Source organism: Pseudofrankia coriaricola, assembly GCF_001854805.1.
In the GTDB taxonomy this organism is placed as follows: Bacteria; Actinomycetota; Actinomycetes; order Frankiales; family Frankiaceae; genus Pseudofrankia.
Genome location: NZ_MBLO01000125.1, coordinates 101,826 through 126,380 on the forward strand (window position 1 = coordinate 101,826; position 24,555 = coordinate 126,380).

Sequence of the window (24,555 nt, forward strand, 5' to 3'; positions counted from 1 at the left end):
AACTTATGAATGATCGTCAGGGGATTCCGCGATCACGGTGTTGGTGGAGAGACGAAACCCGCTCGGCGACATCAGCCATCACGGGCTCCATTCGATCTCGTCGCCGATCGGCATCCTGTAACGACCATCGGATCGCCGGCCCTTATGCGTCCAATGCCTCTTTGCATCACGTCTCATAACCCGGAATCATGGGTGGCATGGACCTGCAGGTGTTGCGCTGGTTTCAGGCCGTCGCGGACGGCGCCACCGTGACCGACACCGCGGACCGCGCGCACCTCACCCAGCCCGGGCTGTCCCGTGCCCTCGCCCGGTTGGAGCGCGAGGTCGGGACGCCGTTGCTCACTCGGGTCGGCCGCGGGCTACGGCTGACTCCGGCTGGTCGGATGTTCAAGGCCCACGTGGACCAGGCGCTCGACCACTACGACCTCGGCCTGCGTTCTGTCGCCGACTTGGTCGACCCCAACCGGGGCGTCGTTCCGTTGGCATTCCTGCACACGCTCGGCAGCTGGCTGGTGCCGCCGCTGGTCGGCGGCTTCCGTGGCAGCTACCCACTGATTCGCTTCGAGCTCCACGAGCAGGGTGAGGCCGGGCTGCTGGGCATGCTGCTCGACGCGGGCGTGGATCTCGTGTTCACCAGCGATGACCCTGTCCATCCACAGGTGTGCTGGCGACGGTTGCTGATCGAGCCGTTGCGGCTCGTCGTGCCCGAGCGTCACCGCCTCGCCGGCCGGAAACGGATCCGGCTGGCCGAGATCGCGGGAGAGGCGTTCATCCTGCCGCGTAAGGGCTACGGGCTGCGCACACACACCGAGCGGCTCTGCCGCGAAGCCGGCTTCACCCCGCGAGTGGCCTTCGAGGGCGAGGACGTCGACACCCTGCGCGCCCTCGTCACCGCGGGGCTCGGGGTCGCGCTGCTGCCGCCCTCGCGGACGCCGCATTCGACGGCCGACGGCATCCAGGTGTCCCTGCCTCATCTGCACATCACCGATGTCGACTGCACCCGGGACATCGGCCTCGCCTGGCTCCTCGACCGGCTGCTGCCCCCGGCTTCAGCATCATTCCGCGAGCACGTTCTGCGATCCACACCCACAGTGACCCCGAGCAGCTACCTCACCCAACGAACCGCAGATGTTCCTGCGCCTCGTCCGGCCCAGGAGGCCAAGGTCTGACCTCGGTCGAGGCGCCCGCGGCCCTGGGCGGAACGCCGTTGCACTGTCACCGCCTACGACATCGCCGCCGGCGCGGCGGGGAGCATCGCCTGGTCGGCGGCGATCGTGGATGCCGCGAGCCTGCGCACGGACTCGCTGACCGGTCCGAACGCGTCGACCGGCAGCGCTCGAAGATCCACGTCCTGGCCGCCGGCAACGGTGACCTGCCGGCGGCCTGGCGCGCGCCCCTACCAATCGGCTTCTTCGGTGACCGGCCGGCTCACGTGGCGACTTGTGGTGCCGGCCGCCGTCTCCAGGATCGGATGTTCCACCGTTCTGCGATTCGGCCGAATCCTTCGACCGCGACGGCCAGGAGGATGAGGACGCCGAGCGTCACCTGCTGGTAGAGCGGGTCGAGTCCGAGCAGGTTGTAACCGTTGCCGATCAGCGCGAGGAAGAGGATTCCAAGGACGGAGCGCCACACCGCGCCCTCCCCTCCCAACATGCTCGTGCCGCCGACCACGATGCCCGCGATCACGGTGAATGTCAGCGTGTCGCCGCCGTTGGTGGCCTGGGCGCTCAGCACCCGTGACGAGTCGATCAGTCCACCAAAGGCGGCTGCGCCGCCGCTGATGGCGAACGTGGCGACGCGAATCTGCGTCACGCGCAGGCCGGCGAGTCGAGCGGCATTGATGTTGCCACCGACCGCGTAGATGTGCCGGCCGAAGGACGTGGCCCAGAGCGCCGCACCCAGAAGGCATGCCACCAGGAGTGTCAGCCAGGTCGCCGACGTGACGCTGAAGATCTGCGTCCTTGCGAGGTCGCCGTAGGCCGAGCGGTGATAGAGCGTGATGCTGTCGCCGGAGGTGATAAGAGAGGCGATGCCCGAGACCACGAACGACATGGACAGCGTCGCGATGAGCGGGTTTATCTCGAAGATCGCGACGATGACGCCGTTGAGCAGGCCGACGAGCACGCCCACGAGCACGCCCACGAGTAAGGCGAGCCCGATGTCGCCGTGCTGCGCGAGGCGCGCGGCGACGACCGCCGAGAGCGCGTACACGGCGCCGACGGACAGGTCCAGCCCGCCGGCGACGAAGACCAGCGTGCCCGCGCAGGCGATGACCAGTAGCGCCGACTGCTGGTCAAGGAGGTTGAGCAGGTTCACCTTCGTCGCGAACGGCTTGCTGGAGATGGCAAGCGCGATGAACAGAATGATGAAGGGGATCAGAATGCCAGATCTCCGCAGTCCTCGAAGCATGTCACTCTCCGTCGCGCCTGATCGTGTTGCGTAAGGACGGGTGTGGTTGACCGGCTCCGCGCCACGCAGAGTCGGACTCGGCCTCCTGCGTGTTCGTCAACGCGGCCGTGAGGATTCGGTCCTCGCGGATCTCGTCACCGACCAGCTCGGCGGAAACCTCGCCGCGGCACATCACCAGGACCCGGTGCGAGAGGCCGATGAGCTCTTCGCGCTCAGATGAGATCAACAGAATGCCCACGCCCTGTTCGGCCAGTCCGTGCAGCAACCCGTAGATGGCCGTCTTCGCGCCGATGTCGACGCCTCGGGTCGGCTCATTGGCGATCAAGGCCAGCGGTCTGCGCATGAACGCCCGAGCGAACAGGACCTTCTGCTGGTTGCCGCCAGACAGCGTCGACACCGGCCTGCGTTGCCGGTCCGGCGGGACGTCCAGTGTGGACAGCACCTCGGCGATGCGTTGTGTCTCGGCACGTCGGCGCACCACGCCCAGGCGGCTCACGTCGGCGAGTGAACTGATGCTGACGTTCTCCACGATCGGCCTGGTCAGGAACAGCCCGTCGTCTCGCCGCGATGCCGGGACCATGCTCAACCCGTGGGCGAGCGCTCGTCTCGGGCTGGGCCGGCGGACCGGTTCGCCTCCGATGAACAGCTTTCCGGACGACATCTTGAGCTGGCCGAACAGCGCGCGTGCGAGCTCTGCGCGACCCGATCCCTCTAGCCCAGCCAACCCGAGGATCTCCCCGGCGCGTACCTCGACGGACACGCCGCGCACGCCGGGCGCCACGATGTTCTCGCCGCCCAGGACGACCGGCGCGGTGGCGGGGGCCGGTCGTTTCTCCGGAAACACCGTCGATAGATCGCGGCCGAGCATCGCCTGGATCAACGACGCTTCGGTCTCCGCACTCGCCGGACCGGTCCGCACATGCTTGCCGTCGCGCAGGACCGTCACCGTGTCGGCGAGCGCGAGCACCTCCTTGAGGAAGTGAGTCACGATCAAGACGGTCGCCCCGCGTGCCACGACGGAACGGATTGTCCTGTGCAGCACGTGGGCTTCCTGCTCGGTGAGCGCCGCGGTCGGTTCGTCCATCACGATGAGGTCGGCACGCCGGGACAGCGCCCGCAGGATCTCGACCTGCTGCTGTTCGCCCAGCCGTAGCGAACTGACCTGCTGGAAGCCATCGAGCCGGAAGCCGGACTCGTCGCTGATCATTTGCCACCGCCGCCGCAGTTCGCGGCGGCGTACCAAGCCGCATGCGTGCGGCTCGGCACCGAGGAACACGTTGTCCTGGACGGCGAGGCCGGGCACGAGCGAGATCTCCTGCTCGATCGTGGCGATGCCGTGGACGAGGGCGTCCCGCGGAGAGCGCATCGAGACAGTTCGGCCGCCGATGGCGACCTGGCCCTGATCAGGCTGGATGACACCGGCGATGATCTTTCCGAGCGTCGACTTCCCGGCACCGTTCTCGCCGACCAGGGCGTGGACCGTGCCTGGCTCGATCCTGAGCGTCACGTCGTTCAGTGCCCGGACCGCACCGAACGTCTTGGAGATCCCGATGACCTCAAGGCCTGCGAACGAGCGCCGCGGGGCCTCGGCGGTCTCGACGACGTCGATCCTCATCCGCTCCACTCACCCGTGAACTTGCCGACGTTGGACGTGGTCGCGAGCCCGCCGTCCGGCAGGTCGGCAGCGGGGTTGCGCCCTCCGCTGACGACGTTCTGCCGAACTGCCTTGACGAGGGCTTGGACCGCGACGCGAGCGGTTGTCGCGGGCAGCGTCGGGACGTCGCCGAACCAGACACCTTGCCGCACCTGCTGCAGGCCGGCGACGCTCCCACCCAGACCGATGATCTTCACCTGCTGTGCTTTGTGGGCCGCCACCACGGCCTGCGTCGCGCCCTGCATGCCTTGATCCGAGCCGACCAGAACGTGGATGTCGGGATGGGCCTGGAGCATCGTTTGCGCCGAGGCAAGCCCGCCGGCCGCGCTGAACTTGTGACCGCCTCGACCGGGGCCGGCGTCACCGCCGGCGGTCAGAGGCCGGGACGGGCTGCCATATTGGCTATGCCACATTGCCGCCGAGTGTGGGACCACGTCATCGCGCTGTCAAGCCTCGGAAACCTGCCGGCCCCTGCGCTCCAGCAGCAGGAGCAGTACTTACAGGCAGCCGAAGAGGTCAGTTGGGCGGCCTGTTGACAGGGCGTCGAGGCTTTGCTTGGGTACTGATTGGACTGGCCACCTGGCCAAAGCTACTGGATCTTGAGGAGATCAGATGCGCAGAGTGATCGTGGCGAACGTCAACGGAGTCAGCCGCGTGGTCGACGACAGTGCGCCGCCGAGGTCCAGACAGGCCGTGCACACCCCGGGGTTCTCCAACACGCTCCTGTGGTCGACTCCCCCGAACGTTTCGACGGAGTACGACGGGACAGACCCCACCCTCTCCGCGGGAACCTTCGTTCCCGCACCTGGCGGCTCCTCCCTGCTGCTCCTGACCCTTCCGCCCCTGGCGGTGTTCCAAGATCCCGGGTTCGACCGAGAAGCCGCCGCGGCGGAGCATCCGCTGATCTCTCCGGGCATCTACGAGCTGATGGAGCCGGACAACCCCGGTATGCATACGACCCCGTCGGTCGACTACGACTTCTTACTGGAGGGAAACTTGACCTTGGAGCTGACCGCCGGTGAGGCTGAACTGAACGCCGGAGATGTCGTCGTCCAGATCGGCACCCGCCACGCGTGGCGGAATCGCTCCAACCGAGTCGCCAAGCTGCTTGTCGTGTTCATCGGCGCGACCGGTACGGCCTGAATCGTCAAGGGCACCCAACCCGCGCGGCGACCGACTTCGCCTACCTGGTTCGGGGCGTTCCCCTACAGGACCGTCGGGCCGGGCTCCAGCGCGCGCAGCCCGCCACGCCGGACGCGAAGCGCTAGCCCCCCTTGGCCGCCGCAACGCCTGTGCCCACGCCGCCGCCGAGCAGGGACTGGTTCGGCAGGGACCTGGCGCGGTGGCGGTTGTCCTCCACACAGGAGCACCGATCCGACACTCACAGATCACAAAGCGACAGCTGGGACTAACGCTCGTGGATGGCGCCGTCGCCACCACCGCCTTCCTGGAGTGGCTGCATCAGCGCCGGCATCGGGGCCGGCCCACCCAGCAGAGCGCGGTCCATGCGTGCACAAGCAAGCTGTAAGCTGGGCGGCATGGCAGACGATGACGGCGTCGTTCCGCTTCGCCAGGACGAAGAGGCGGTGATCCGGGCGCTGTTGCCCGCGATCGCGGCAATGATGCGGGCATTTGATGCGGATCTGGACCGTATGCAGCGTATGACGCACACCGAGTACGTGGTCCTGATGTTCCTGTCCGAGGCGCCCGAGCGAACGCTACGGCTCAATGACCTCGCTGCCCGCTGTCACAAGTCGCTGAGCGCGGTAAGCCGCGCGGTGGGTCGACTGGAGGCGCAGGCTCTTGTTCGTCGGTCGCTGTCCCTTGATGACGGTCGTGGTCGCGAAGCGGTCTTGACCGAGGCTGGGCTCGCTCGTCTTGATGAGGCGCGGGCCACTCATGTCGAGAGCATTCGGCGCCATCTGATCAACCACCTGGAGGGCGTCGACCTTGGCGCCCTGTCCCGGGCTCTGGAGCACATCGCCGATGCTGATAGTTCCGCGAAGCTCCCGAAGCGAGCGACGTCCGCTCGGTAGCACTCTGACACCGACTCGCTAGGCCCAGCGGACCGCGGACTGACGCCCGAGTCCCCGTGAACGCACGCTGTAGCTAAGAAATCGCATCACGCTACTGTGGCGGAGGCCATAGCTAGCCATTCTCGCGGCGGTGTTATGTTTGCTCGCGCAAGCAAGTTACTGCCTAGGCGCAACTCACCGAGCTCGACCGGAGACACGCGAATGGAAACCAGTCGGCCAGCAGGAAACGGCACCTCACGACGGACGTTGTTCCGCCAGGCCACGCTCGCCGGAGCGGGGATTGCCGCAGCCACGCTTCTCCCCGCGGGGAGCGCGTCGGCCGCCGGCACCCGGGACGGCCTCACCTTCCCCGGCGTCGATATCGTCATCGATGCCTCGCACGCCACTGAAGACGTGGTTGTGTTGGTCCGGGAGTACCTCACTCGCAAGAGCGCGCACAGTCCGGATGCGACGATGTCATTCTTTTCGCGCGATCCACTCACGTACATCGATGCGGTGCTGGGGTGGTCCTGGTATGACTGGGACTCCTTGCGGACATCTTTGGGCCAGTTCATGCCGAACTGGCCCAAGGACGGCAAGTCGTATCCCACACGGATACTGGGCGATGCGACTAGTGCCCTAGTTTTCTTCACCGATACCGCCGGCCTGTTCGGACCGTCCGAGATCCGGACGGTCGGTGTCATCAATTTCGACGACCGCAAGATCACACGTCAAATCGATTACTGGGACGGCCGGCATTTCGGGATCTCCGACACGCTGGGGCTGAAAGTATCCTCGGACAAGTTCCCGACGGACTTCCGGGAGTCGACAGTCGGAGAAACCGCGGCGCTCGGCATGAAGAACGTCACGTACCAGCTCGCCGGAGCCCTGCGAGACGGCGACGGAGCGCGCGCGGCGCAACTTTTCGCGCCTGGCGCCATTTTCGAGGACGTTCCAGCGCACGTGCAGCTTGTCGGCCCTCGGAGTATTGGCTCCTATCTGGCCAACGCCATCTCCCTCTTGCCGTACACCGGTCGCGGCACGGTCGTTCGACATGTCGTCGGCGGCGCGGTGGGCGGGGGCTACGAATGGACTTCCGCTGATAACCCTGTTCCTCGCGGCGTCGTCGCGCTCGAGTTGGACCTCTGGGGAAAGATCACCCGCCTTACCGCGATGTGGGACGGCTCGCTTGTCGACGACTCAGCGTTGATCTCGCTGGGCCAGAAGGCGGTCGAACGCTGAACGTTGCGCCCATCCCAGAATGGTCGCCGCGAATCGTGTCCGCCTCACGCCCAGTTGACGCCGGACTTCGAGCCCGGCTGTCGCGTCACTCGCGGCCTCCATTTAACGATCTTCAGCGGTCTTGATCGCCAGCGAGTTTTGGCCTGTGTTCGGAGTGTTGGCGGCGAAATTCGGGGAGCAGGGCGAGGAGCAGCAGTGCGCTGGCGGTGCAGGCGAGGCCGCCGGAGACGACGGAGATGGCATCTGAGAACGCGGTCGCGACGGTGCCGGCCTCGAGGTCACCGAGGCGTGGTCCGCCGGTCACGACCGAGATTTGTAGGCCGGTAAGCCGGCCTCGCGGGGTGTCGAGGGCCGAGAGCCGTTCTGATGTAGGACGTCCCGCAGCACAGGTTCTCGACCTCGACCGGGCTGTCCTGGCATGGTCGTTGCGGCCCGTCGACCGGACCGACGGTCGCGTCCGGGCGCGTCGGCCAGGCTGAGCCACCAGGCAGGCCCGCTTTCCCCCACCCGATCATCGCCAGCGAGACCGGGTTCGGAGCGTTCTCGAAGGAGCCGACAAGCGACGCCTCATCGAGCGCGACCGACGCGGCGCTTCCTGACCGCCGAAAAGTGCGCGCACATGCCGCTCTGCGCACGTTGGCCGGGTGTAGCCACCTGGGTCCTTGCTGATGCCGCGGTGGGATGAGGGCGAGCGGCTTCCTGGTGGCGCTCGCCGCACTGTGTGGCTTGCTGCCGGTGACGGCCACTGGGCGCTGGAAGTCCCTGGCGAGGTGAGTCCGTTTAGAACCGCCCGGTAATCGCGCTGGAGAGGGATGTGTGGCCCGGGTCGTTCACATATCGTCTGGCCCTGTGAGGCACCAGGTTGTAGACGCCCGGGGGACGAGGATCCACTGCGTCGAGGAAGGGTCCGGTCGGTTGGTGCTGTTCGTCCACGGGTTCCCCGAGTCGTGGTACTCGTGGCGTCACCAGTTGCCAGCGATCGCCGAGGCTGGGTTCCGGGCCGTGGCAATCGACGTCCGAGGGTACGGGAGGTCCTCCGCCCCCGTCGAGGTCGAGGCGTACGGGATGCTCCAGCACGTCGGCGACAACCTCGGGGTGGTAGAGGGGCTCGCCGGCCGGGGCTCACCGGCGATCATCGTCGGCCACGACTGGGGGGCGCCGATCGCCGCCCACTCGGCCCTGTTGCGACCGGACATCTTCACCGCGGTAGCTCTGCTCAGCGTCCCGTACAGCCCCCCGGGCGGTCGGCGGCCCACCGATGCCTTCGCCGAGATGGGAAGGCTGGCCGGCCCGGACGAGGAGTTCTACATCAACTACTTCCAGGAGCCGGGACGGGCCGAGCGGGAGATCGAGATCGACGTGCGATCATGGCTGCTCGGCGGCTATCTCGCGTCGTCAGGTGACGGGGCGACGTCGGCGTCGGACGAAAAGCCCGCCGGCACCGTGGCGCGCGGAAAGATGCTGCGAGACCGCTTTCCCGCTCCCGACCGCCTCCCTGCCTGGCTCACCGAGGACGACCTTGAGTTCTATGTCGAGGAGTTCGAGCGGACCGGATTCCGGGGAGCCCTCAACCGCTACCGCAACGTGGACCGGGACTGGCAGGACCTCCAACCGTGGAGAGGCGCGCCCATCCGGGTTCCATCCCTCTTCATCGGTGGGGAAAAGGACAGTCCGACCCTGTGGGGAAGCCGGGCCATCGCCCGCTTCCCCGACACCCTGCCAGGCCTACGCGGCAGCCACATACTCCCCGGCTGCGGTCACTGGGTTCAGCAAGAACGAGCCGACGAGGTCAACCGACTCCTCGTAAACTGGCTGAAAACGCTGTAACCGTCGAGGCCAGCAGAACCAACGACGACAACGGAGCGTTGATCGTCGCCGCGAACCCGGCTAACTCACCGCTGGTGGGGCCCCGGCTCCCGCCCCGATCTTCCGATCGAGCTTGAGGAGGCGCAGAGCGTTCTCCTTGAGGATCAGCGTGCGGACCTCGTCGGACAGATCGAGGGCGGCGAAGTCGCGCAGCCAGCGATCCGGGGTGAGGACCGGGTAGTCGGAGCCGAACAGCACCTTGTGCCGCAGCAGCGATCCCGCCTGGCGGACCAGCTGCGGCGGGAAGTACTTCGGTGACCAGCCTGAGAGGTCGATGTAGGCGTTGGCCTTGTGGGTGGCCACCGAGATCGCCGCGTCGACCCAGGGCACGGCCGGGTGGGCCATGATGATGTCAAGGCCAGGGAAGTCGGCCGCGACGTCGTCGAGCAGCATCGGGTCGGAATAGCGCAGCTTGATCCCCCGTCCGCCCGGCAGGCCGGCGCCGATGCCGGTCTGCCCGGTGTGGAACAGGGCGATCGTCTCGAGCTCCTCCAGGGCGGCGTAGAGCGGGTAGAACGCGGCGTCGTTCGGCGCGAAGCCCTGCAGGCTCGGATGGAACTTGAACCCGCGGACCCCGTGGACCTCGGCGAGCCGCCGTGCCTGCGCGACCGCCTCGGCGCCACGCAGCGGGTCGACCGAGCCGAAGGGGATGAGCACATCGGCGTGTTCGGCAGCCTCTGCCGCGATCTGCTCGCTCGACAGCGCCGGGTGTCCCAGGCTCGTGCTCGCGTCCACGGTGAAGACGACAGCGGCCATGTCGCGCTCGCGGTAGTACTGGGCGATCCGCGCGAGGCTCGGGGTCCGGTCCTGGTCCACGCGGAAGTACTTCGCAGACGCGTCCAGCAGCTCGTCGTCGAGGGAGAAGTGTCCTTGGCCGTCGGACTCGACGTGGGTGTGGACGTCGAGGGCTACGATGCGGCCGGTGTCGATGGCTGGCGCGTAGGGGCGGGTCACGGGAGTGCCTTCCTGGTGTTCTTGAGGGCCAGTAGCGTCACGAGGAGGTCGTCGCGTTCGGCGACCATCCGCGCCTGGTCGAGGCCGGTCAGCTCGTCATCGACGCCGGCGACCAGCTTGGAAGAGCGCCGCCCAGCTCGCGCCGATCACGCCGGTCCCGACGACGGCCGCGCGCTCGACTCCGGCGACGCTCATCGTGGCCGTGCCTGGCGGTGGAGGGCGAACTGCGCGAACGCGTCGAGGGACGCCGGGTCGAGCAGCGACCCCGGCGAGGCGACGGCGTCCACGGCCGCGCCGCGCAAAATCTTCTTGACCGGGACCTCCAGCTTCTTGCCAGTGCGGCTGTACGGTACGGCCGCGACCTCGACGATCTGGTCCGGGACGTGGCGCGGCGACAGCGCCGAGCGGATCTGCTGGCCGAGCCGGCGGCGCAGGTCGTCGTCGAGTCGGTGACCCTCGCTCGGTACCACGAACAGGATGAGCTCGCCCATCCCGCCGGCGGAGTCCTCGAGGTGGACCACGACGCTGTCGCTCACCTCCTGGATGTCCTGCAGCGCCCGGTAGAACTCGGCTGTGCCCAGCCGCACTCCGCCGCGGTTGAGGGTGGCGTCCGAACGGCCGGTGATGACGCAGGTGCCCGCCTCGGAGAACCTGACCCAGTCGCCGAACCGGAACAGCCCAGGGAACTCGGCGAAGTACGCCGCCGCGTACCGGCTCCCGTCGTCGCCCCAGAACCCGACCGGCATAGAGGGCATCGGCGCACCGATCACCAGCTCACCGAGGTCACCCACCACGACGTTCCCGCGTTCGTCGAGTGCCTTCGCGTCCACGCCCAGACTGGCGCCGGACATCTCGCCCGCCCAGACCGCCTGCAGCGGGGACGCCTGCACCAGGCCGGTGCAGACGTCGGTACCGCCGCTGCCGACGTTGAGCAGCACCCGGTCACCCAGCTGCTCGTGTACCCAGCGGAACCCCTCCGCCGGGAACGGGCTGCCGGCGACGCCGAGCTGGCGAAGCCGCGAGAGGTCGAACTCCGCGGCCGGTCGCAGCCCTTCGCGCCGGCAGGCCATGAGATAGCCGGGGCTCGCGCCCATCAGCGTGGCCCCGGTCCGCTCGACCAGCCGCCACTGCTCGCGCAGGTCGGGGTACAACGGATTGCCATCGATCATCACGACCGATGCGCCGAGGGCGAGGCTGGAGACACCGACGTTCCACATCATCCAGGCGGTGGTGGTGAACCACAGCAGCCGGTCGGCCGGCCGCAGGTCCCAGTGCAGGCCGAGATTCTTCAAGTGCTCCAGCAGGATCCCGCCGTGGCAGTGGACGATGGCCTTCGGCAGACCGGTCGTCCCCGACGAGAACAGGACGTAGAGCGGGTGGTCGAACGCCACCGGCTCGAACTCCAGCGGGTCGTCGGCGGCGTCGAGAAGCGACGGCCAGGCGACGGCGTCGTCGAGAGTGTCGTCGAGGGCGAGAGGTCCATAAGGGACATGGACGAGGTGCTCGACGGACGGCAGCGCGGCCCGGATCGCGGCGAGCTCCGCGCGCCGGTCGATCTGCTTGTCGCCGTAGGTGTAGCCGGCGACCGCGAGCAGAACCTTCGGCTCGATCTGGGCGAACCGGTCCACCACGCTCGGTGTGCCGAACTCGGGCGCGCAGCTGGCCCAGATGGCACCGAGGCTCGCAGTCGCGAGGAAGGCCACCAGCGTCTCCGGGCAGTTCGGCAGATAGGCCGCGACCCGGTCGCCCAGCCCGACGCCGAGACGGCGCAGGCCAGCGCGGGCCCGGCGGACCTGCTCGGCGAGCTCACCGAACGTGAGCTCGACCGGCGGGCGAGTCTGCGAGTAGCCGAGAACCGCGAGGCTGTCGGCCCGGTCCGCCGTGGCGAAGCAGTGCTCGGCGTAGTTGAGGGTGGCACCGGTGAACCACTGGGCGCCCGGCATCGACCGCTCGACGAGGACCCGGTCGTAGCGGGCGTGTGCCTTCACCCCGAAGTAGTGCCAGATCGACTCCCAGAAGTCCTCGAGGCGATCGACCGACCAGGCCCGCAGGTCCGCCCAGCCGGCTAAGGTGAGGCCACGCTCGCGGGCGAGCCAGCCGAGGTAGTCCTGAACCCGGGCGCCGTCGGTGACCTCCGGTCCCGGGCGGTAGAGAAGGTCCGGGGCACCCGCCCGGCGCGCTGTGGCCGTCATTGGTTCGACTCCTGTGGGTTGGTCACCTTCGCGGCCGTCCCGTCGAGGAAGGCGCGCATCCGGTCCTTGGCTTCGACGCTGTCCTGCGCGACGGCCGACATCAGCGACTCCAGGAGCAGCCCCGCCTCGGGGCCGGCCTCCGCGATCCGCGGCAGCGCGTGGAGCACCGCGTAGGTCGTGACCGGCGAGTTCTGGGCGACCCGGGCCGCGAGCCCGAGCGCGGTGTCCAGGCCGGCGCCGTCGTCGACGACGTACTGGGCCAGGCCGTACCGTTCCGCCTCCGTGGCGGAGAGCACCCGCCCGGTGAGCATCATGTCGGTCATCCGAGCTACCCCGATCAGCCGCTGGATCCGTACCGACCCCCCGCCGCCGACGAACAGGCCCCGCTCGCCCTCCGGCAGCGCGAAGAACGCCGACCGCTCCGCCACCCGGATATGGGTGGCACAGGCGAGCTCAAGCCCGCCGCCGATGACTGCCCCCTTCAGAACGCAGATCACCGGCACCGGGCACGACTCGATCTGCCCAAAGGCGTGATGCCACATCCGGGAGTGGTGCAGGCCGTCGAGGGTGTCACGTTCACGGAGCTCACCGAGGTCGAGGCCCGCCGAGAAGTGGCTGCCGTCCGCCGCCAGCACGGCGGCCCGCGCCCAGCCCGGCGGTGCGGCGAAAAACGCGCCCAGCCCGAGGACGGTCGCGTCGTCAAGGGCATTGCGTTTCTTGGCCCGGCTCAGGCTCAGGACGGCGACGTCCCCAGTGCGGTCGAGCCTCAGCGAGGGCGGCAGGGCGGCGAGATCGGGCACGAGGCTTGGTCCAATCAACAGGAAACCTGATGATCTTAAGTGTCGAGTATCATCAGGTTTCCTGTCAATGCTCGTGGTCTTCCGAAGGTTGAGAGGCAGCGTGGACCACCCGCCCCCGTCGCTGCTGTACGCGGTGAAGCGCCTGGAGCTGGCCGTCCGGGCCGGTCTCGACGACGCGCTCCGCGCGTCCGGCGTGACGACCCCCCAATACACCGCGCTCACCGTGCTCGAGCGCTCCGGCGCCGTCTCCGCGGCGCGGCTCGCCCGCGACTCGTTCGTGACCCCACAATCGATGGCGGACATGCTGCGCACCCTCGAGGAACGCGGCCTCATCCGCCGCGAGACCAACCCGCGCAACCGCCGCGAATCCCTGGTTCACCTCACCGACGCGGGCCAGCACCTCCTCGAGGAATTCGCCGCGCCGGTCGCCAACCTGGAAAACCGGATGATCCGCTCACTCGCTGCGCGCGAGGTGGCACGGGTTCAGGCGAGCCTGTACGAGATGTGGCAGGCACTGCTGCCGGGACATTAAGCCGTGGCGCTATAGCCAGGGCCGAGAGAGACCCCCGCGTAGGCGAACTGGGTCGCGCCGTCACCGCGCGCCGCGGCCACCTCCTCCACGTAGGCAAGAACGCCCGCGGCCAGCTCGCCGATCGTGAACGGCCCGTGGACAGGCGCGGCACCATGGCCGGGCAGGTCCCAGCCGACGACGTGGAAGGTGTCCCCGAGCAGGCCGGCCGCCGTGGCCCACAGGGCCGTCGACGAGGTGCCCAGCGACGGTCCGACGACGAGCAGGGGCTGGTGAGGACGCCCGGCGAGCCTGCCACCGGTGATGCGGGGCACGGTCACCGCGTGGCCGCCAGGTTGGCGTGCGCGCGGGCGAGCACGGCGGTGATGACGTCGTCGGCGACGCCGAGGTACCCGTCCTCGCACGGTTCGCCGCCGGCGAAGGCGGCCACCGAGCGGCGCTCGGCCGTCAGGCCAGGCCAGGCGGCCTCGGCGGTGGCGCGCATGCGGTCGACGTCGACCCGCAGGCCGCGCAGCAGCTCGCTGGTGTGGCTGGCCGCGACGACCGCGCGCCGGGCCAGGTCGCGCACCGTCGACCACTCGGCGTGCCAGGCGCCGTCGGGCCGCTCGTCCCCGGCCAGCGCCGCCGCGAGGTGCAGCGTCGAAGCCAGCGCCGGCGCGGTGAGGGCCGCGCGGCGGATCAGCACCGAGAGGACCGGGTTGCGCTTCTGGGGCATGGTCGACGAGCCGCCGCGCCCGCCCGCGGCCGGCTCCGCGAGCTCGCCGATCTCCGGGCGGGACAGCGTGGCCACGTCGGCGGCGAGGCGGCCCCAGGCGTCGGTGCCGGCCACCAGCGCGTCGCCGATCGCGGTGAACGTCGTACGCGTCGTGTGCCAGGGCGCGGCGGGCCGCAGCGAGAGCGCGGACGCGGCGTCCGCGACGGCGCTCGACACCGCCGAGACCGGGTCCGCGACGCCGCGCAGCCTCGCCAACTCGACGGCAGCCGACAGCGTCCCGGCCGCACCGCCGAACTGCCCGGGCAGCGCCACCCGGTCGAGCGCGTCGGCCGCGTCGAGCACCCCGGTCAGCCAGCCGGCCGTCTTAAGCCCGAACGTCGTCGGGACCGCGTGCTGGGTGAGGGTACGACCGGCGATCACCGTGCCCCGGTGGGCGTGGGCTAGCGCGGCGAGCGAGCCGACCTGGTCGCGCTGCTCCTGGCGGACCCGGTTCACCACGTCGCGCAGCAGCAGGACGAGGCTTGTGTCGATCACGTCCTGGCTGGTGAGGCCGCGATGGACCCAGTGGGCGCCCGGTCCCGCGGCGCGCTCCCGCCACAGCGCCACGAGCGCTGGTACCGGATTGCCGGTGGCTTCGGCGGCGCGAGCGACGGTGGCCAGCTCGTCCGGCCCGACGAGGCCGGTCAGCTCGGCGCTGGTTGGCGCGATTTCCGCCCGGGCGAGCGCATCGAGCCAGGCCTGTTCGACGCGCGCCATCGCCGCCAGCCACGACGCCTCGGTGACCAGGTCGCCGGCGCGCTCGTCGCCGGGCCAGAAAAGATCACTCACGGGGGCTCACTGGCCCGGGTAGCGCAGGAAGACGGTCTCGTCGCCGCCTTGCAGGCGGATGTCGAACACGAAGCCGCGCTCGTCAGTCGACGCGATCAGGGTTCGTCGGCGCTCGGCCGGCAGCGAGGACAGCAGCGGGTCGGCGGCCAGCGCCGCGGAATCGCCCGGCACGTAGGCCCGGGTGAAAAGCCGGTCCAGCAGGCCACGCGCGAAGACGGTGACGGCGAAGAACGCCGCTCTGCCAGCCTCGGTCGGTCCGGGCACCAGGGTGCTGAACGCGTAGCACCCGTCCCCGCCGGTGGCCGCCCGCCCGAAGCCCGTGAATGTCCACCCGTCGCGGCGCAGCGAGCCGGGCTCCCGCGCAACGGTCCCGTCGGGGCGGGCCTGCCAGAGCTCCACGAGCGCGTCCGGCACCGCGTTGCCTGCGCCGTCGAGCACCTGTCCCCGCAGGACCACCGCTCCCGGGCCGCCCGGCGGTACGAGATCGCGGTCGCCCTCGTAGGGGAGGGCGTAGTGAAAGAACGGCCCGACAGTCTGACCCGGGGTCGCGGTCGGCGTCATGCGACGTCCTCGGACTCGAACCAGGTCTGCCGGCCGCCGGTCAGCACGATGTCCCACCGGTAGCCGGTGGCCCACTCATGGCTGGTCAGGTCGTGGTCGTAGGTCGCGACCAGCCGGTCGCGGGCCCGATCGTCGATGATCGACTGGTAGATCGGGTCGAGCGCCCGCAGCGGGTCTCCCGGGAAGTACAGCTGCGTGACGAGGCGCTGGGTGAACGAGCTGCCGAACACCGAGAAGTGGACGTGCGCCGGACGCCACGCGTTGAAATGGTTGCGCCAGGGATAGGGACCGGGCTTGATCGTCTGGAACCGATACCGGCCGTCCGCGTCGGTCAGGCATCGTCCCGTTCCGGTGAAGTTCGGATCGAGCGGCGCCGGATGCTGATCTCGCTCGTGCGTGTAGCGGCCCGCGGCGTTGGCCTGCCAGATCTCGACCAGCTGCCCGCGGACCGGCCGGCCCGCACCGTCGACGACCCGCCCGGCCAGGATGATGCGCTCGCCGATCGGTTCGCCCGCGTGACCCGCGGTCAGGTCGGCCTCCAGCGGGTCGACATCGCGGGCGCCGAAGCAAGGAGCCCAGCGTTCGATCGTCTCCGGCTCGACGTCGCACAAGTCGCCGGTGGGGTGCCGCAGAGTGCTGCTGCGGTAGGGCGGATAGTCCAGCCTCGGCTGGGTCTCCTCGACGCCCGCCTGCCGGTAGCCAGCCTCGATCGCCGCGATCTCGGAGCTGATCACGGACTGCGGCTCCAGCTCGGGCGCCGGAACGGCGATACTGCTCATGCAGCGCAGCGTAGGAGCGCCAGCGGTGACCGCGACCGCGGATGCTTCCGCTCAGTGGAAGAATCGGCCGTATGGCGGGTAACACCAGCACCCCGGGCGCGACCGTCGCGGGCCGGATCATGGCCATCCTCGGCGCGTTCGACGACCACCACCCGCGACTGCCGCTGTCGGACATCGCCCGGCGCGCCGACCTGCCGTTACCCACGGCCCATCGCCTGGTGGGAGAGCTTGTGCGCCACGGCGCCCTGGCGCGCACCGACGACGACTACGTCATCGGCCGGCGCCTGTGGGAGCTCGGACTGCTCGCCCCGATCGCGTCGACCCTGCGCGAGACAGCCGCGCCGTTCCTGCACGACATCCACGCCGCCACGCGCGCCACCGTCCACCTGGCGGTGCGCGACGGCCACCAGGTGCTGTACCTGGAGCGGATGGCCGGTCGGGACTCGGTGCCGGTGGTCAGCTCGGTCGGCTCGGTGCTGCCGCTGCACGCCACCGGCGTCGGCAAGGTGCTGCTCGCCCACGCGCCGGACGACGTCCGGCGCGGCGTCCTGTCGTCCCTTCCGCGGGTGACCCCGTACACGATCACCCAACCGGGCCGGCTCAACGAACAGCTCAAGCAGATCCGACGCGTCGGATACGCCACGACGGTCGAGGAGATGTCGCTGGGCGCCTGCTCCGTCGCCACACCGGTTCACCGACACGGCCAGGTGGTGGCCGCGATCGGTGTCGTCGTACCCACCCTCAGGCGCGACCGCGGCGGGGTCACCGCCGCGCTCCACGTCGCCGCACAAGGGATCTCACGCCAGCTCGGCGCCCTACCACCGGCGTGAGTCGGCTGCGCGTCGGCTGCTGGGTCCGGTGGCGAGTCAGGCGGCCGGTGGGGTGGGGATCCCGCCGGCGAGCGCGCGGCTGATGCCGCGGGCGGCTGTGCGGACCGCTGGTCCGAGCGCGTCGGGCGCGGTGATGCTCGAGCAGGTCGTCGACGCGGGTGTGTACAGCTCAGGCATGCGGACCTTGCTGTTCGCCGGTGACCATCTGCTGTCGTTCATCACTCCGTCGATCGGGTTGGACGGCCGCGCGGCGCTCGCCCGCACGACAAGGGACAGAGCCGCCACGACGTTCCCCGCCCGGTCGACGACCGGCGCCGCTACCGACAGCGCGTCCATCGTCACCTGACGGTCGCTCACCGCGAGTCCAGTCCGTCGGACACCGTCCAGCGTCCGGCGCAGGACCACCGGATCCGTGATCGTCTTCTCGGTGAAGCGACGGAGCGGCCCAGCCAGCGCTGCCTCCTGCACCTCCTGCGGCGCGTAGGCGAGGAGGACCAGCCCCACCCCTGTCGCGTGCGCCGGAAACCTGCCCCCGACCCGGGTCAGCACTCCGACGGAGTGCCTGCCCGCGATCCGTTCCACGAAGACGACCTCGTGGTCCGCCCGGACGGCGAGTTGCACATTCTCGTGAGTGACCTCGTAGAGGTCCTCGAGGAATGGCATGGCCAGCTCGCGCAGGCGCAGCCCGCGGGGCGCGAGTGAAGCCACCTCCCACAGCCTCAGCCCAACCTGGTAGCGGCCGAGGTCGTCGCGTTCCAACGCCCCCCACTCTGTGAGATCGCCGACCAGCCGGTGCGCGGTGGTGAGCGGTAGTCCCGCCCGGCGGGCGATCTCACTGACCGTCAGTTCGGTGTGGCCTGGCGCGAATGCCTCCAGGACCATCAAGGCCCGGCCGGTGACCGACCTCGGCCCGACTGGGCGGCGCACTCCCGGCGTGGCCACGCCGACGGAGCATGCGGCCGCCTCGGCGGGCGATGCCGGGGGCGTGTTGGTCTGCCCGGCCGGTATCGGCGCAGTGGTCATCGTGGCTCGGCGGACCCGTCCGTGTGGGCGGCGGCCTACAGGTCCAGCACCAGCACCGGGGTGCGGGAGCGGGACACGCAGATGAACATCGTGTCGTTCGCGGCCTGCTCCTCCTCGGTGAGCAGCGAGTCCCGGTGGTCGGGCATCCCCTCGAGCACCACGGTCTCGCAGGTCCCGCAGGTGCCTTCGGTACACGAGTAAAGGACGTCGACGCCGGCTTCCTCGAGCGTCCGCGGGATCGACTGGCCGGCCGGTACTACCAGCGTCTGCCCGGAGCGTTCGAGGCGCACCTCGAAATCGGTGTCCGGCCGGTTCCGGGTGACCTCCTTGGGCGAGAACCGCTCCACGTGCAGCGAACCGCTCGGCCACGCCCGGCACCGGTCCTCGACGGCGCGCAGGAGCGGCTCGGGGCCGCAGCAGTAGACGAGGGTGTCCGCGACCGGGGAGTCGAGGATGCTCAGGTCGAGTAGCCCGTGGGTGTCCTGCGGCCGGGCCGTCACCCGGTCGCCGTAGCGGGCGGTGAGATCGTCGAGGAAGGCCATGGAGGCGCGGCTGTGCCCGCCGTACAGCAGCCGCCAGTCCGCGCCGGCCGCCTCGGCGGCGGCGACCATCGGCAGGATCGGGGTGATGCCGATGCCGCCGGCGATGAACTGGTACCGGGGCGACGGGACCAGGGCGAAGTTGTTGCGGGGCCCGCGGACCGCGACCCGGTCGCCCTTGGCCAGCTTGTCGTGGACCCGCTGCGAGCCGCCCCGTCCCGCTCGTTCCCGCAGCACGGCGACCTGCCAGCGGGCCGGCTGTTCCGGGTCGCCGCACAGCGAGTACTGGCGCACCAGGCCGTCGTCGAGGATGAGATCCACATGCGCGCCCGGCTCCCAGACCGGCAGCGGCGAACCGCAGGGATCCTCCAGGGTGAGCAGCGCGACGCCGTCGGCGACGACCTGCCTGCCCGCGAGGACCAGGGTCAGCTCCGTCTCGTTGTGGCCGTCGGAGTGGCTCATGGAAGCCTCTTCGTCAGAGTGTCGGGATGTCTGGTCTGGATTCCCGCGCCGCCCGCATCATGTCCCAGCGGATGGTCGAGCAGCCGCCGCCAGACCTCGGCCGGGTCCTCCGCTACGCGTCGTGCCCCGCGGAGGCGCTCCCCGACCAACAGGTCGTACCCGGTAACCCGCACCACCCGGATGACGAACCAAGCGCCCACCCGGGGCCCGCCGTGTCATGTCGTGGTCATGTGATCATGTCGTGGCGGCGGCTGTGGCGGCCGGCCGCGCCGGGGCCGGCCGCGACCCGGCGAGCATACGTGCGAGCATGCGGCGCGCGGCGAGCGCGCCGGTGTCGATGTTCACGCTGAGCTCCTGGTATCCGGCAGGCTCGGCCGCGATCACCTGCTCGAGCAGGTTCAGCGCGGTGACGTCCTGCATGACCACGGCGTGGTTGTTCTCCCGCAGGAAGTCCGTCACGCTCTGGTCGTCGACCGCGAAGTCGCGGGCCACCGCCCAGAAGTCGTACGTGGTGCTCTCGGTGGACGGCGTGATCCCATAGACGATCTCGGCGTGGAACGCCGCCGAGTCGTCGCCGTCCGGGCCGGGCAGCACCCCGACCGGCGCGATCCGGCTGTGCAGCAAGTACAGGCACGGCGGGTGGTACTCGATGTCCTGCCAGCGCGTGATCCGCCCCTGGATGCCGGTCGAGCGGGCGTAGAACGGCGGGCAGGCCGCGTCGGCCATGTGCCGGGACACCCTGACAATGCCGCACACCTCGTCCACATCGGTGGTGGTCGAGGTGTCCGCCACCTCCGGCGTCCCGATGTACCCGCCGTGCAGGTAGGTCTCGTGGGAGAGGTCCATCAGGTTGTCGACGAGCAGCGAGTACCGGGCGGCGAGCGGCTCCATCCCGCGCACGACGGTGTAGCGCGGGTCGTCGAGCCATGGCGCCCGCGGCACCAGGTGCTCGTCCGCCCGGTCCCGGTCACCGATCCACACCCAGACGAACGAGTCCCGCTCGACGACCGGGTAGGCGGGCACCCGGGCGGTCCGGGGGATCCGGTGCTGCGCCGGGACGGCCACGCAGGTCCCGGTCGTGTCGTAGGTGAAGCCGTGGTAGCCACAGACGATCAGGTCGCCGACCAGCCGGCTCTCCGACAGCGGGAAGCGACGGTGGACGCACCGGTCCGCCAGCCCGACCGCCACGCCGTCTTCCGTCCGGTAGAGAACGACCGGCTCGCCGCAGATCGTGCGGGCGAGCAGCTCGCGGCCGACCTCGGCGCCGTAGGCGGCCACATACCACTGGTTGCGGACGAACCACTGATTGCGGATGACGTCAGTCACGCTCTCCTCCAGACGTGCGGACATCAGGAGTGTGCGGGCCGCGGCAGAGGCGCCGGTACCGACCCTTCCGCTATCCGGAAGACGCGTTTGCGAGAACGGGTACGGCCGGCGCACTCACAAGCCCAGCGACGATGCACCTGCCCTGGACCGCGGCGATCGACGGCTTCGGGATCTCCCGCCGGCGCCTGGCGTAGAGGGCCATGGATTCTCTGGTCAGCGGCCCCCCACCCTGAGGTGGCCGGCGACGATACGGGTGATCTCCTCGGGGTCGTGGCCCAGTTCTTCGGGGAGGTTCCCGGTGAGCCACAGGGCCGCAATTCCGTGGACGATTGCCCAGGCCGCGACACCGGCGGCGCGCTGGCCGTCGTCTGGATGATCCGTGCCGTAGAGCAATGTCGATGTGGCCGCCTTCGCCGCGCGGAGTTCGGCGTCGTCGCGGCGATGCAGCTCGGGCTGGAACATGGCCTCGAAGTAGGCGTGGTGAGTCACCGCGAAGCGGACGTAGGCGACTCCCACCTCCAGGAAGCTGTGGCGGGACCGGTGCGCTTCGCGGAGCGTGTCGCCCAGCATCCGATAACCATCGGCGGCGAGGACCGTGAGCAACCCGGCCTTGTCGCCGAAGTGGTAGGTGACGGATGCGTGGGAAACGCCCGCCCGCCGAGCGACCTCCCGCAGGGTCATGGCAGCCGGGCCAACCTCCTCGATCAGGCCGACGGCCGCGTCCACCAGGGCTCGCCGCAGGTCGCCGTGGTGGTAGGGATGGGTGCCGGCCGCCATGCCACCGATCCTACTTGCAATCTTTCCACTGGAAAGGTATCTTTACGACGGAAAGATACATAAGTGAAATATGAGGGGAAATCTGGATGATTCCGTCATTGGAAGGTTGGGAAATCGGCCGTGCCCAGGGGATCGACTGGAGTCCCTGGGGGCAGGAGGGCAACGCTCGGGCGAAGGTCATCGGCAGCGCGGATGGGTATTTTGTGGCACTCGTCGAGGCCGACGCCGGCTATCGCGGCACCCCCCATGAGCACAAATACGCCGAGTTCTTCTACCTACTGGCCGGACAGATCCGCAACCAGGGCCAGGTCCTGGCGGCCGGCGACGGCTATGCGGCAGCAGCCGGCTCGACCCACGAGGACTTCGAGGCGCTTACCCCGTCCACCTACCTGAGCATCTTCAAGATCTGATCCGGATCGGCCGGTCAACCAGAGAGAAGCTCAGGTAAACGGCCGATGATCGACTCAGGACGCGACGTCGAGAAGGCGAGAAAATGATCTTGGTGACGGGTTCGACCGGCAACGTAGGGGCGGAGTTGGTGCGCGCCTTGGTCGAGGCGGGCGAGCGGGTGCGCGCGCTGGTGCGCGACCCGCGGCGGGGCCGGCTGCCGGATGGCGTCGAGGTGGGTGTCGGTGACCTGAACCAGCCGGAAAGTCTGGCCGGTGCGCTGACCGGTGTTCGTGGCGTGTTCCTGCTGCCCGGGTATGCGGACATGCCGGGCCTGCTCAACCAGATTCGGCTGGCTGGCGTGGAGCGGGTCGTGCTGCTGTCGGGGGGTTCGGCCGGAAGCGGGGACACGAACAACGCGGTTGCCCGCTACATGATCGTTTCCGAGGGTGCCGTGCGGGAGGCAGGAGTCGGCTGGACCTTTCTGCGGCCTGGAGCGTTCATGTCCAATGCGCTGCGGTGGGTGCCACAGCTCAGGATCGGTGACGTGGTGCGCGTACCATTCGGCGGCGTGCGGGCCGCCGCTGTCGACCCGTACGACATCGCGGCGGTCGCGGCCCGGGCTCTGCTGGTCGACGGCCACGAGGGGCAGATCTACCGGCTGTCTGGCCCCGAATCGCTTCTGCCCGCCGACCAGGTCGCGGTGCTGGGCAAGGCGCTTGGCAGGGAGCTGCGCTGCGAGGAGCTGTCGAACGCCGAGGCCCGGGCGCAGATGGAGGCAAGTATGCCGGCCGAGTACGTCGACGCCTTCTTCAGCTTCTACGTCGACGGAACACTCGACGAATCCCAGGTCCTACCAACGGTGCGGGAGGTGACAGGCCAACCCTCACGCACCTTCGAGCAGTGGGCGGAAGCGCACGCCGACGCTTTCCACTGAAGGGGCGACGGCGAGCCCGCTAACGGCGATGGCTGGTCCGACGGCGGCGGCGCCTTCCCCGCCGCCGGCACCTCCAGCACGTCCATCCGGATCGTGCGGGTCAGGCCGCTCAACTGACACCCCAGGAAAGGGACAGGCGCGGCGAGGTCGCCGCGCCTGCCCCACACTGCCTGGGGTGCTAAAGGATGCGTGATGGTTGGGCGTAGGCGATCAGGGCAGGGCGGTCGGCGGTCAGAGCGAATCCGGCTTTGATCGTGGCATCCGTCGCGGCGTTGTACTTCTGGAGGTAGGCGTCGCGCGACGGGTAGAGCGCCGCGAGGCGAGTCGCGGGCAACGGCGTGGTCGAGCCGAACAGCACACAGATCGATGAGGGGTTCGGGTCAGGGGTGCCGGACAGGACGTCAACCGGTACGGCGACCGGTGGGGTGCGGATGCCTCCGCGGGCGATGCCGTCGGCGTCGCGCACCACCTGAGGGGTGGCGCCGGTGGTGACGTCGATGCGGGGTGCGGTCGGCGGCGGCGTTCCGGTCCGGGCCCAGGCGTCGAGGGCGTGCAGGGCGGCTTTGACGACGATGTGGGTGGGGGAATTGTTGATCGCGACCGCGCAGTTGAGGGCGCTCGCGAACGGGCCGACCGAGTGGGTGTCCGCATGCGAGGCTCCGGCGACCTCCCACAGCCGGAACCGGTTGGTGTCGGGTTGGCGGGCCTGCACCGAGTTCAGAATGACGGTGAGGTCGCCTTCGGTCTGGACATCAATCACGGGAACGTCGGTATCGGTTCGGATGATCGTCGCCGGGGTCGCGTTGGCACCCTGGATGCTGGCGGGTTGGCCGGGGGCGGCGAGGGCCATAGCGCCGGCACCTCGGCTGTGGACGAGGAACCCGTCGAACTCGTGCGTGAGCGGCTGCACGCCGTTGAGATAGGTGACCATCGCGTAGGCCGACTGGGACTCCCCGGCAGCGAGCAGACGTCGCGGCGTCAGTCCGCCCGTCGCCGTGGCGCCGGCCCGGATCGTCCGCGCCACCTGAGTGAAGATGTCGAATGCGTAGCCGTCACCGGGCTGGTTGAGCGAGCCATAGCGTGCCGGGTCCGTCCCCTTCAGCCCTGGGGTGACGCTTCCGGCGGCGGACGGAGTAAGGGCGGGGCCGCCCATGACGCCGATGCGTTGCGCCGAGACGCCGACCCATATGTCGCCTTGCCGCATGATCTCTTCGTGGGTGTTCCACCATTCCACGTCCGAGTCGACGCCGGAGCTGACGTTCAGCCATTCGACGACCACGGTGCCGTTGAAGTCCTTGGCGGCGGCCGGCCGGCGTACCAGCACCCGGGTGCTGTAAGCCGCGGTGCTGTCGGGCGTGAACGTCCAGCGCCCGTCGTCGGCGTACCCGCCCTGCGCCTTGTACGAGGTCGCTGTCCCGGACGCCGCGTACTCCTGCTCGACGTACCCGGTGCCCTGCAGGTTCACCGAGACCGGGGAACCCATGTTGACGCCTTTTCCGCCTGCCAGCTCCTGGAACGTGGCAGCCGGGCCTACGGGCCGTGATGGGGCCTCCGCCGACGACGATGCCGACGTCGTACCCGTCGTGTCTGAGCTAGAACACGCGGATGCGACGAGTCCAACGGCGACCAGGCTGCTGATCACCCCGAGGCACCGCACGCCGGGTAATACTCGACGCTGGCCGGAGAGCGAATCACGGGCCCGAATCACGCGTCTCATCGTTCTCGTTGTC

The 24,555-nt window shown here is 69.4% G+C and carries 25 protein-coding genes; 9 read left to right on the plus strand and 16 right to left on the minus strand.

All coding sequences use genetic code 11. The features are described from left to right. Positions 1 to 197 precede the first annotated feature (197 nt). Positions 198 to 1,169: a LysR family transcriptional regulator gene (locus tag BCD48_RS18370; RefSeq protein WP_071049648.1), complete on the plus strand. Its 972-nt coding sequence runs from the start codon at positions 198 to 200 to the stop codon at positions 1,167 to 1,169. A 53-nt stretch (positions 1,170 to 1,222) separates the two neighbouring features. Here the strand turns inward: BCD48_RS18370 and BCD48_RS54935 are convergent, their stop codons facing one another. From BCD48_RS54935 to BCD48_RS18385, 4 genes are all read right to left on the minus strand, one after another. Next, positions 1,223 to 1,348: a hypothetical protein gene (locus tag BCD48_RS54935; RefSeq protein WP_274536546.1), complete on the minus strand. Its 126-nt coding sequence runs from the start codon at positions 1,346 to 1,348 to the stop codon at positions 1,223 to 1,225. A gap of 80 nt (positions 1,349 to 1,428) precedes the next feature. Further along, complete coding sequence (locus BCD48_RS18375; RefSeq protein ID WP_071049649.1) at positions 1,429 to 2,409, minus strand: ABC transporter permease; 981 nt, start codon at positions 2,407 to 2,409, stop codon at positions 1,429 to 1,431. Between the two features lies 1 nt (position 2,410). Continuing rightward, positions 2,411 to 4,024 (minus strand): sugar ABC transporter ATP-binding protein, encoded by a 1,614-nt coding sequence (locus BCD48_RS18380; protein ID WP_071049650.1) that lies wholly within the window; start codon positions 4,022 to 4,024, stop codon positions 2,411 to 2,413. Beyond that, complete coding sequence (locus BCD48_RS18385; protein ID WP_131804038.1) at positions 4,021 to 4,359, minus strand: type 1 periplasmic-binding domain-containing protein; 339 nt, start codon at positions 4,357 to 4,359, stop codon at positions 4,021 to 4,023. The genes BCD48_RS18380 and BCD48_RS18385 overlap by 4 nt, the downstream gene beginning before the upstream one ends. Positions 4,360 to 4,675: 316 nt before the next feature. On the opposite strand from BCD48_RS18385, the gene BCD48_RS18390 reads away from it, so the two are divergent. The 4 genes from BCD48_RS18390 (at position 4,676) to BCD48_RS18410 (ending at position 9,147) form a co-directional block, all read left to right on the plus strand. Beyond that, entirely contained in the window at positions 4,676 to 5,206 is a 531-nt protein-coding gene (locus tag BCD48_RS18390) for a cupin domain-containing protein (protein WP_071049652.1), read from the plus strand. A 395-nt stretch (positions 5,207 to 5,601) separates the two neighbouring features. After that, complete coding sequence (locus BCD48_RS18395) at positions 5,602 to 6,099, plus strand: MarR family winged helix-turn-helix transcriptional regulator (protein WP_071049653.1); 498 nt, start codon at positions 5,602 to 5,604, stop codon at positions 6,097 to 6,099. A gap of 201 nt (positions 6,100 to 6,300) precedes the next feature. Beyond that, a complete protein-coding gene (locus BCD48_RS18400) occupies positions 6,301 to 7,320 on the plus strand; it encodes a hypothetical protein (RefSeq protein ID WP_131804039.1) in 1,020 nt (339 codons plus the stop codon). Positions 7,321 to 8,238: 918 nt separating this feature from the next. Then, positions 8,239 to 9,147, plus strand: a complete 909-nt coding sequence (locus tag BCD48_RS18410) for an alpha/beta fold hydrolase (RefSeq protein WP_241841849.1) — start codon at positions 8,239 to 8,241, stop codon at positions 9,145 to 9,147. A 60-nt stretch (positions 9,148 to 9,207) separates the two neighbouring features. On the opposite strand, the gene BCD48_RS18415 is transcribed toward BCD48_RS18410, so the two are convergent. The 3 genes from BCD48_RS18415 to BCD48_RS18425 form a co-directional block, all read right to left on the minus strand. Further along, the gene (locus BCD48_RS18415) at positions 9,208 to 10,116 is read right to left on the minus strand and encodes an amidohydrolase family protein (protein ID WP_071049774.1); all 909 of its coding nucleotides are present in this window, start codon (positions 10,114 to 10,116) and stop codon (positions 9,208 to 9,210) included. A gap of 215 nt (positions 10,117 to 10,331) precedes the next feature. Next, entirely contained in the window at positions 10,332 to 12,332 is a 2,001-nt protein-coding gene (locus tag BCD48_RS18420) for an acetoacetate--CoA ligase (protein ID WP_071049656.1), read from the minus strand. Beyond that, complete coding sequence (locus tag BCD48_RS18425) at positions 12,329 to 13,150, minus strand: crotonase/enoyl-CoA hydratase family protein (protein WP_241841827.1); 822 nt, start codon at positions 13,148 to 13,150, stop codon at positions 12,329 to 12,331. The genes BCD48_RS18420 and BCD48_RS18425 overlap by 4 nt, the downstream gene beginning before the upstream one ends. Positions 13,151 to 13,232: 82 nt before the next feature. Here BCD48_RS18425 and BCD48_RS18430 point away from each other — a divergent pair, with 82 nt between their 5' ends. Further along, positions 13,233 to 13,664 carry a MarR family winged helix-turn-helix transcriptional regulator gene (locus BCD48_RS18430; protein ID WP_198543296.1) on the plus strand — a complete coding sequence of 144 codons (432 nt, stop codon included), beginning with the start codon at positions 13,233 to 13,235 and terminating at the stop codon, positions 13,662 to 13,664. Here BCD48_RS18430 and BCD48_RS18435 read toward each other — a convergent pair. From BCD48_RS18435 to pcaH, 4 genes are read right to left on the minus strand one after another with little or no spacing between them, the layout of a single operon-like run. Continuing rightward, the gene (locus BCD48_RS18435; RefSeq protein WP_241841828.1) at positions 13,661 to 13,981 is read right to left on the minus strand and encodes an alpha/beta fold hydrolase; all 321 of its coding nucleotides are present in this window, start codon (positions 13,979 to 13,981) and stop codon (positions 13,661 to 13,663) included. The two genes, BCD48_RS18430 and BCD48_RS18435, sit on opposite strands and share 4 nt — an antisense overlap. After that, complete coding sequence (locus BCD48_RS18440; RefSeq protein ID WP_071049659.1) at positions 13,978 to 15,204, minus strand: lyase family protein; 1,227 nt, start codon at positions 15,202 to 15,204, stop codon at positions 13,978 to 13,980. The genes BCD48_RS18435 and BCD48_RS18440 overlap by 4 nt, the downstream gene beginning before the upstream one ends. A gap of 6 nt (positions 15,205 to 15,210) precedes the next feature. Continuing rightward, positions 15,211 to 15,765: a protocatechuate 3,4-dioxygenase subunit alpha gene (gene pcaG, locus BCD48_RS18445; protein ID WP_071049660.1), complete on the minus strand. Its 555-nt coding sequence runs from the start codon at positions 15,763 to 15,765 to the stop codon at positions 15,211 to 15,213. Beyond that, a complete protein-coding gene (gene pcaH, locus BCD48_RS18450; protein ID WP_071049661.1) occupies positions 15,762 to 16,544 on the minus strand; it encodes a protocatechuate 3,4-dioxygenase subunit beta in 783 nt (260 codons plus the stop codon). Before pcaH ends, pcaG begins: the two co-directional genes overlap by 4 nt. 71 nt (positions 16,545 to 16,615) lie before the next feature. Between pcaH and BCD48_RS18455 the strand changes: the two genes are divergently transcribed. After that, positions 16,616 to 17,374, plus strand: a complete 759-nt coding sequence (locus BCD48_RS18455) for an IclR family transcriptional regulator (RefSeq protein ID WP_071049662.1) — start codon at positions 16,616 to 16,618, stop codon at positions 17,372 to 17,374. A gap of 36 nt (positions 17,375 to 17,410) precedes the next feature. On the opposite strand, the gene BCD48_RS46665 is transcribed toward BCD48_RS18455, so the two are convergent. The 4 genes from BCD48_RS46665 to BCD48_RS18475 form a co-directional block, all read right to left on the minus strand. Next, entirely contained in the window at positions 17,411 to 18,397 is a 987-nt protein-coding gene (locus tag BCD48_RS46665; protein WP_083418838.1) for an IclR family transcriptional regulator, read from the minus strand. Positions 18,398 to 18,432: 35 nt separating this feature from the next. Then, complete coding sequence (locus BCD48_RS18465; RefSeq protein WP_071049663.1) at positions 18,433 to 19,398, minus strand: PDR/VanB family oxidoreductase; 966 nt, start codon at positions 19,396 to 19,398, stop codon at positions 18,433 to 18,435. A 234-nt stretch (positions 19,399 to 19,632) separates the two neighbouring features. Beyond that, positions 19,633 to 20,724, minus strand: coding sequence for a Rieske 2Fe-2S domain-containing protein (locus BCD48_RS18470; RefSeq protein WP_241841829.1), 1,092 nt, complete (start codon positions 20,722 to 20,724; stop codon positions 19,633 to 19,635). Between the two features lie 213 nt (positions 20,725 to 20,937). Next, positions 20,938 to 21,501 carry a TetR/AcrR family transcriptional regulator gene (locus BCD48_RS18475; protein ID WP_071049665.1) on the minus strand — a complete coding sequence of 188 codons (564 nt, stop codon included), beginning with the start codon at positions 21,499 to 21,501 and terminating at the stop codon, positions 20,938 to 20,940. Between the two features lie 86 nt (positions 21,502 to 21,587). On the opposite strand from BCD48_RS18475, the gene BCD48_RS18480 reads away from it, so the two are divergent. Together BCD48_RS18480 and BCD48_RS18485 are read left to right on the plus strand one after the other, a co-directional pair. Then, the gene (locus tag BCD48_RS18480) at positions 21,588 to 21,911 is read left to right on the plus strand and encodes a cupin domain-containing protein (RefSeq protein ID WP_071049666.1); all 324 of its coding nucleotides are present in this window, start codon (positions 21,588 to 21,590) and stop codon (positions 21,909 to 21,911) included. An 83-nt stretch (positions 21,912 to 21,994) separates the two neighbouring features. Next, the gene (locus BCD48_RS18485) at positions 21,995 to 22,825 is read left to right on the plus strand and encodes an NmrA family NAD(P)-binding protein (protein WP_071049667.1); all 831 of its coding nucleotides are present in this window, start codon (positions 21,995 to 21,997) and stop codon (positions 22,823 to 22,825) included. A gap of 178 nt (positions 22,826 to 23,003) precedes the next feature. Here BCD48_RS18485 and BCD48_RS18490 read toward each other — a convergent pair whose 3' ends face one another. Beyond that, a complete protein-coding gene (locus BCD48_RS18490; protein WP_349308029.1) occupies positions 23,004 to 24,542 on the minus strand; it encodes an alpha/beta hydrolase domain-containing protein in 1,539 nt (512 codons plus the stop codon). Between the last annotated feature and the right edge of the window lie 13 nt (positions 24,543 to 24,555).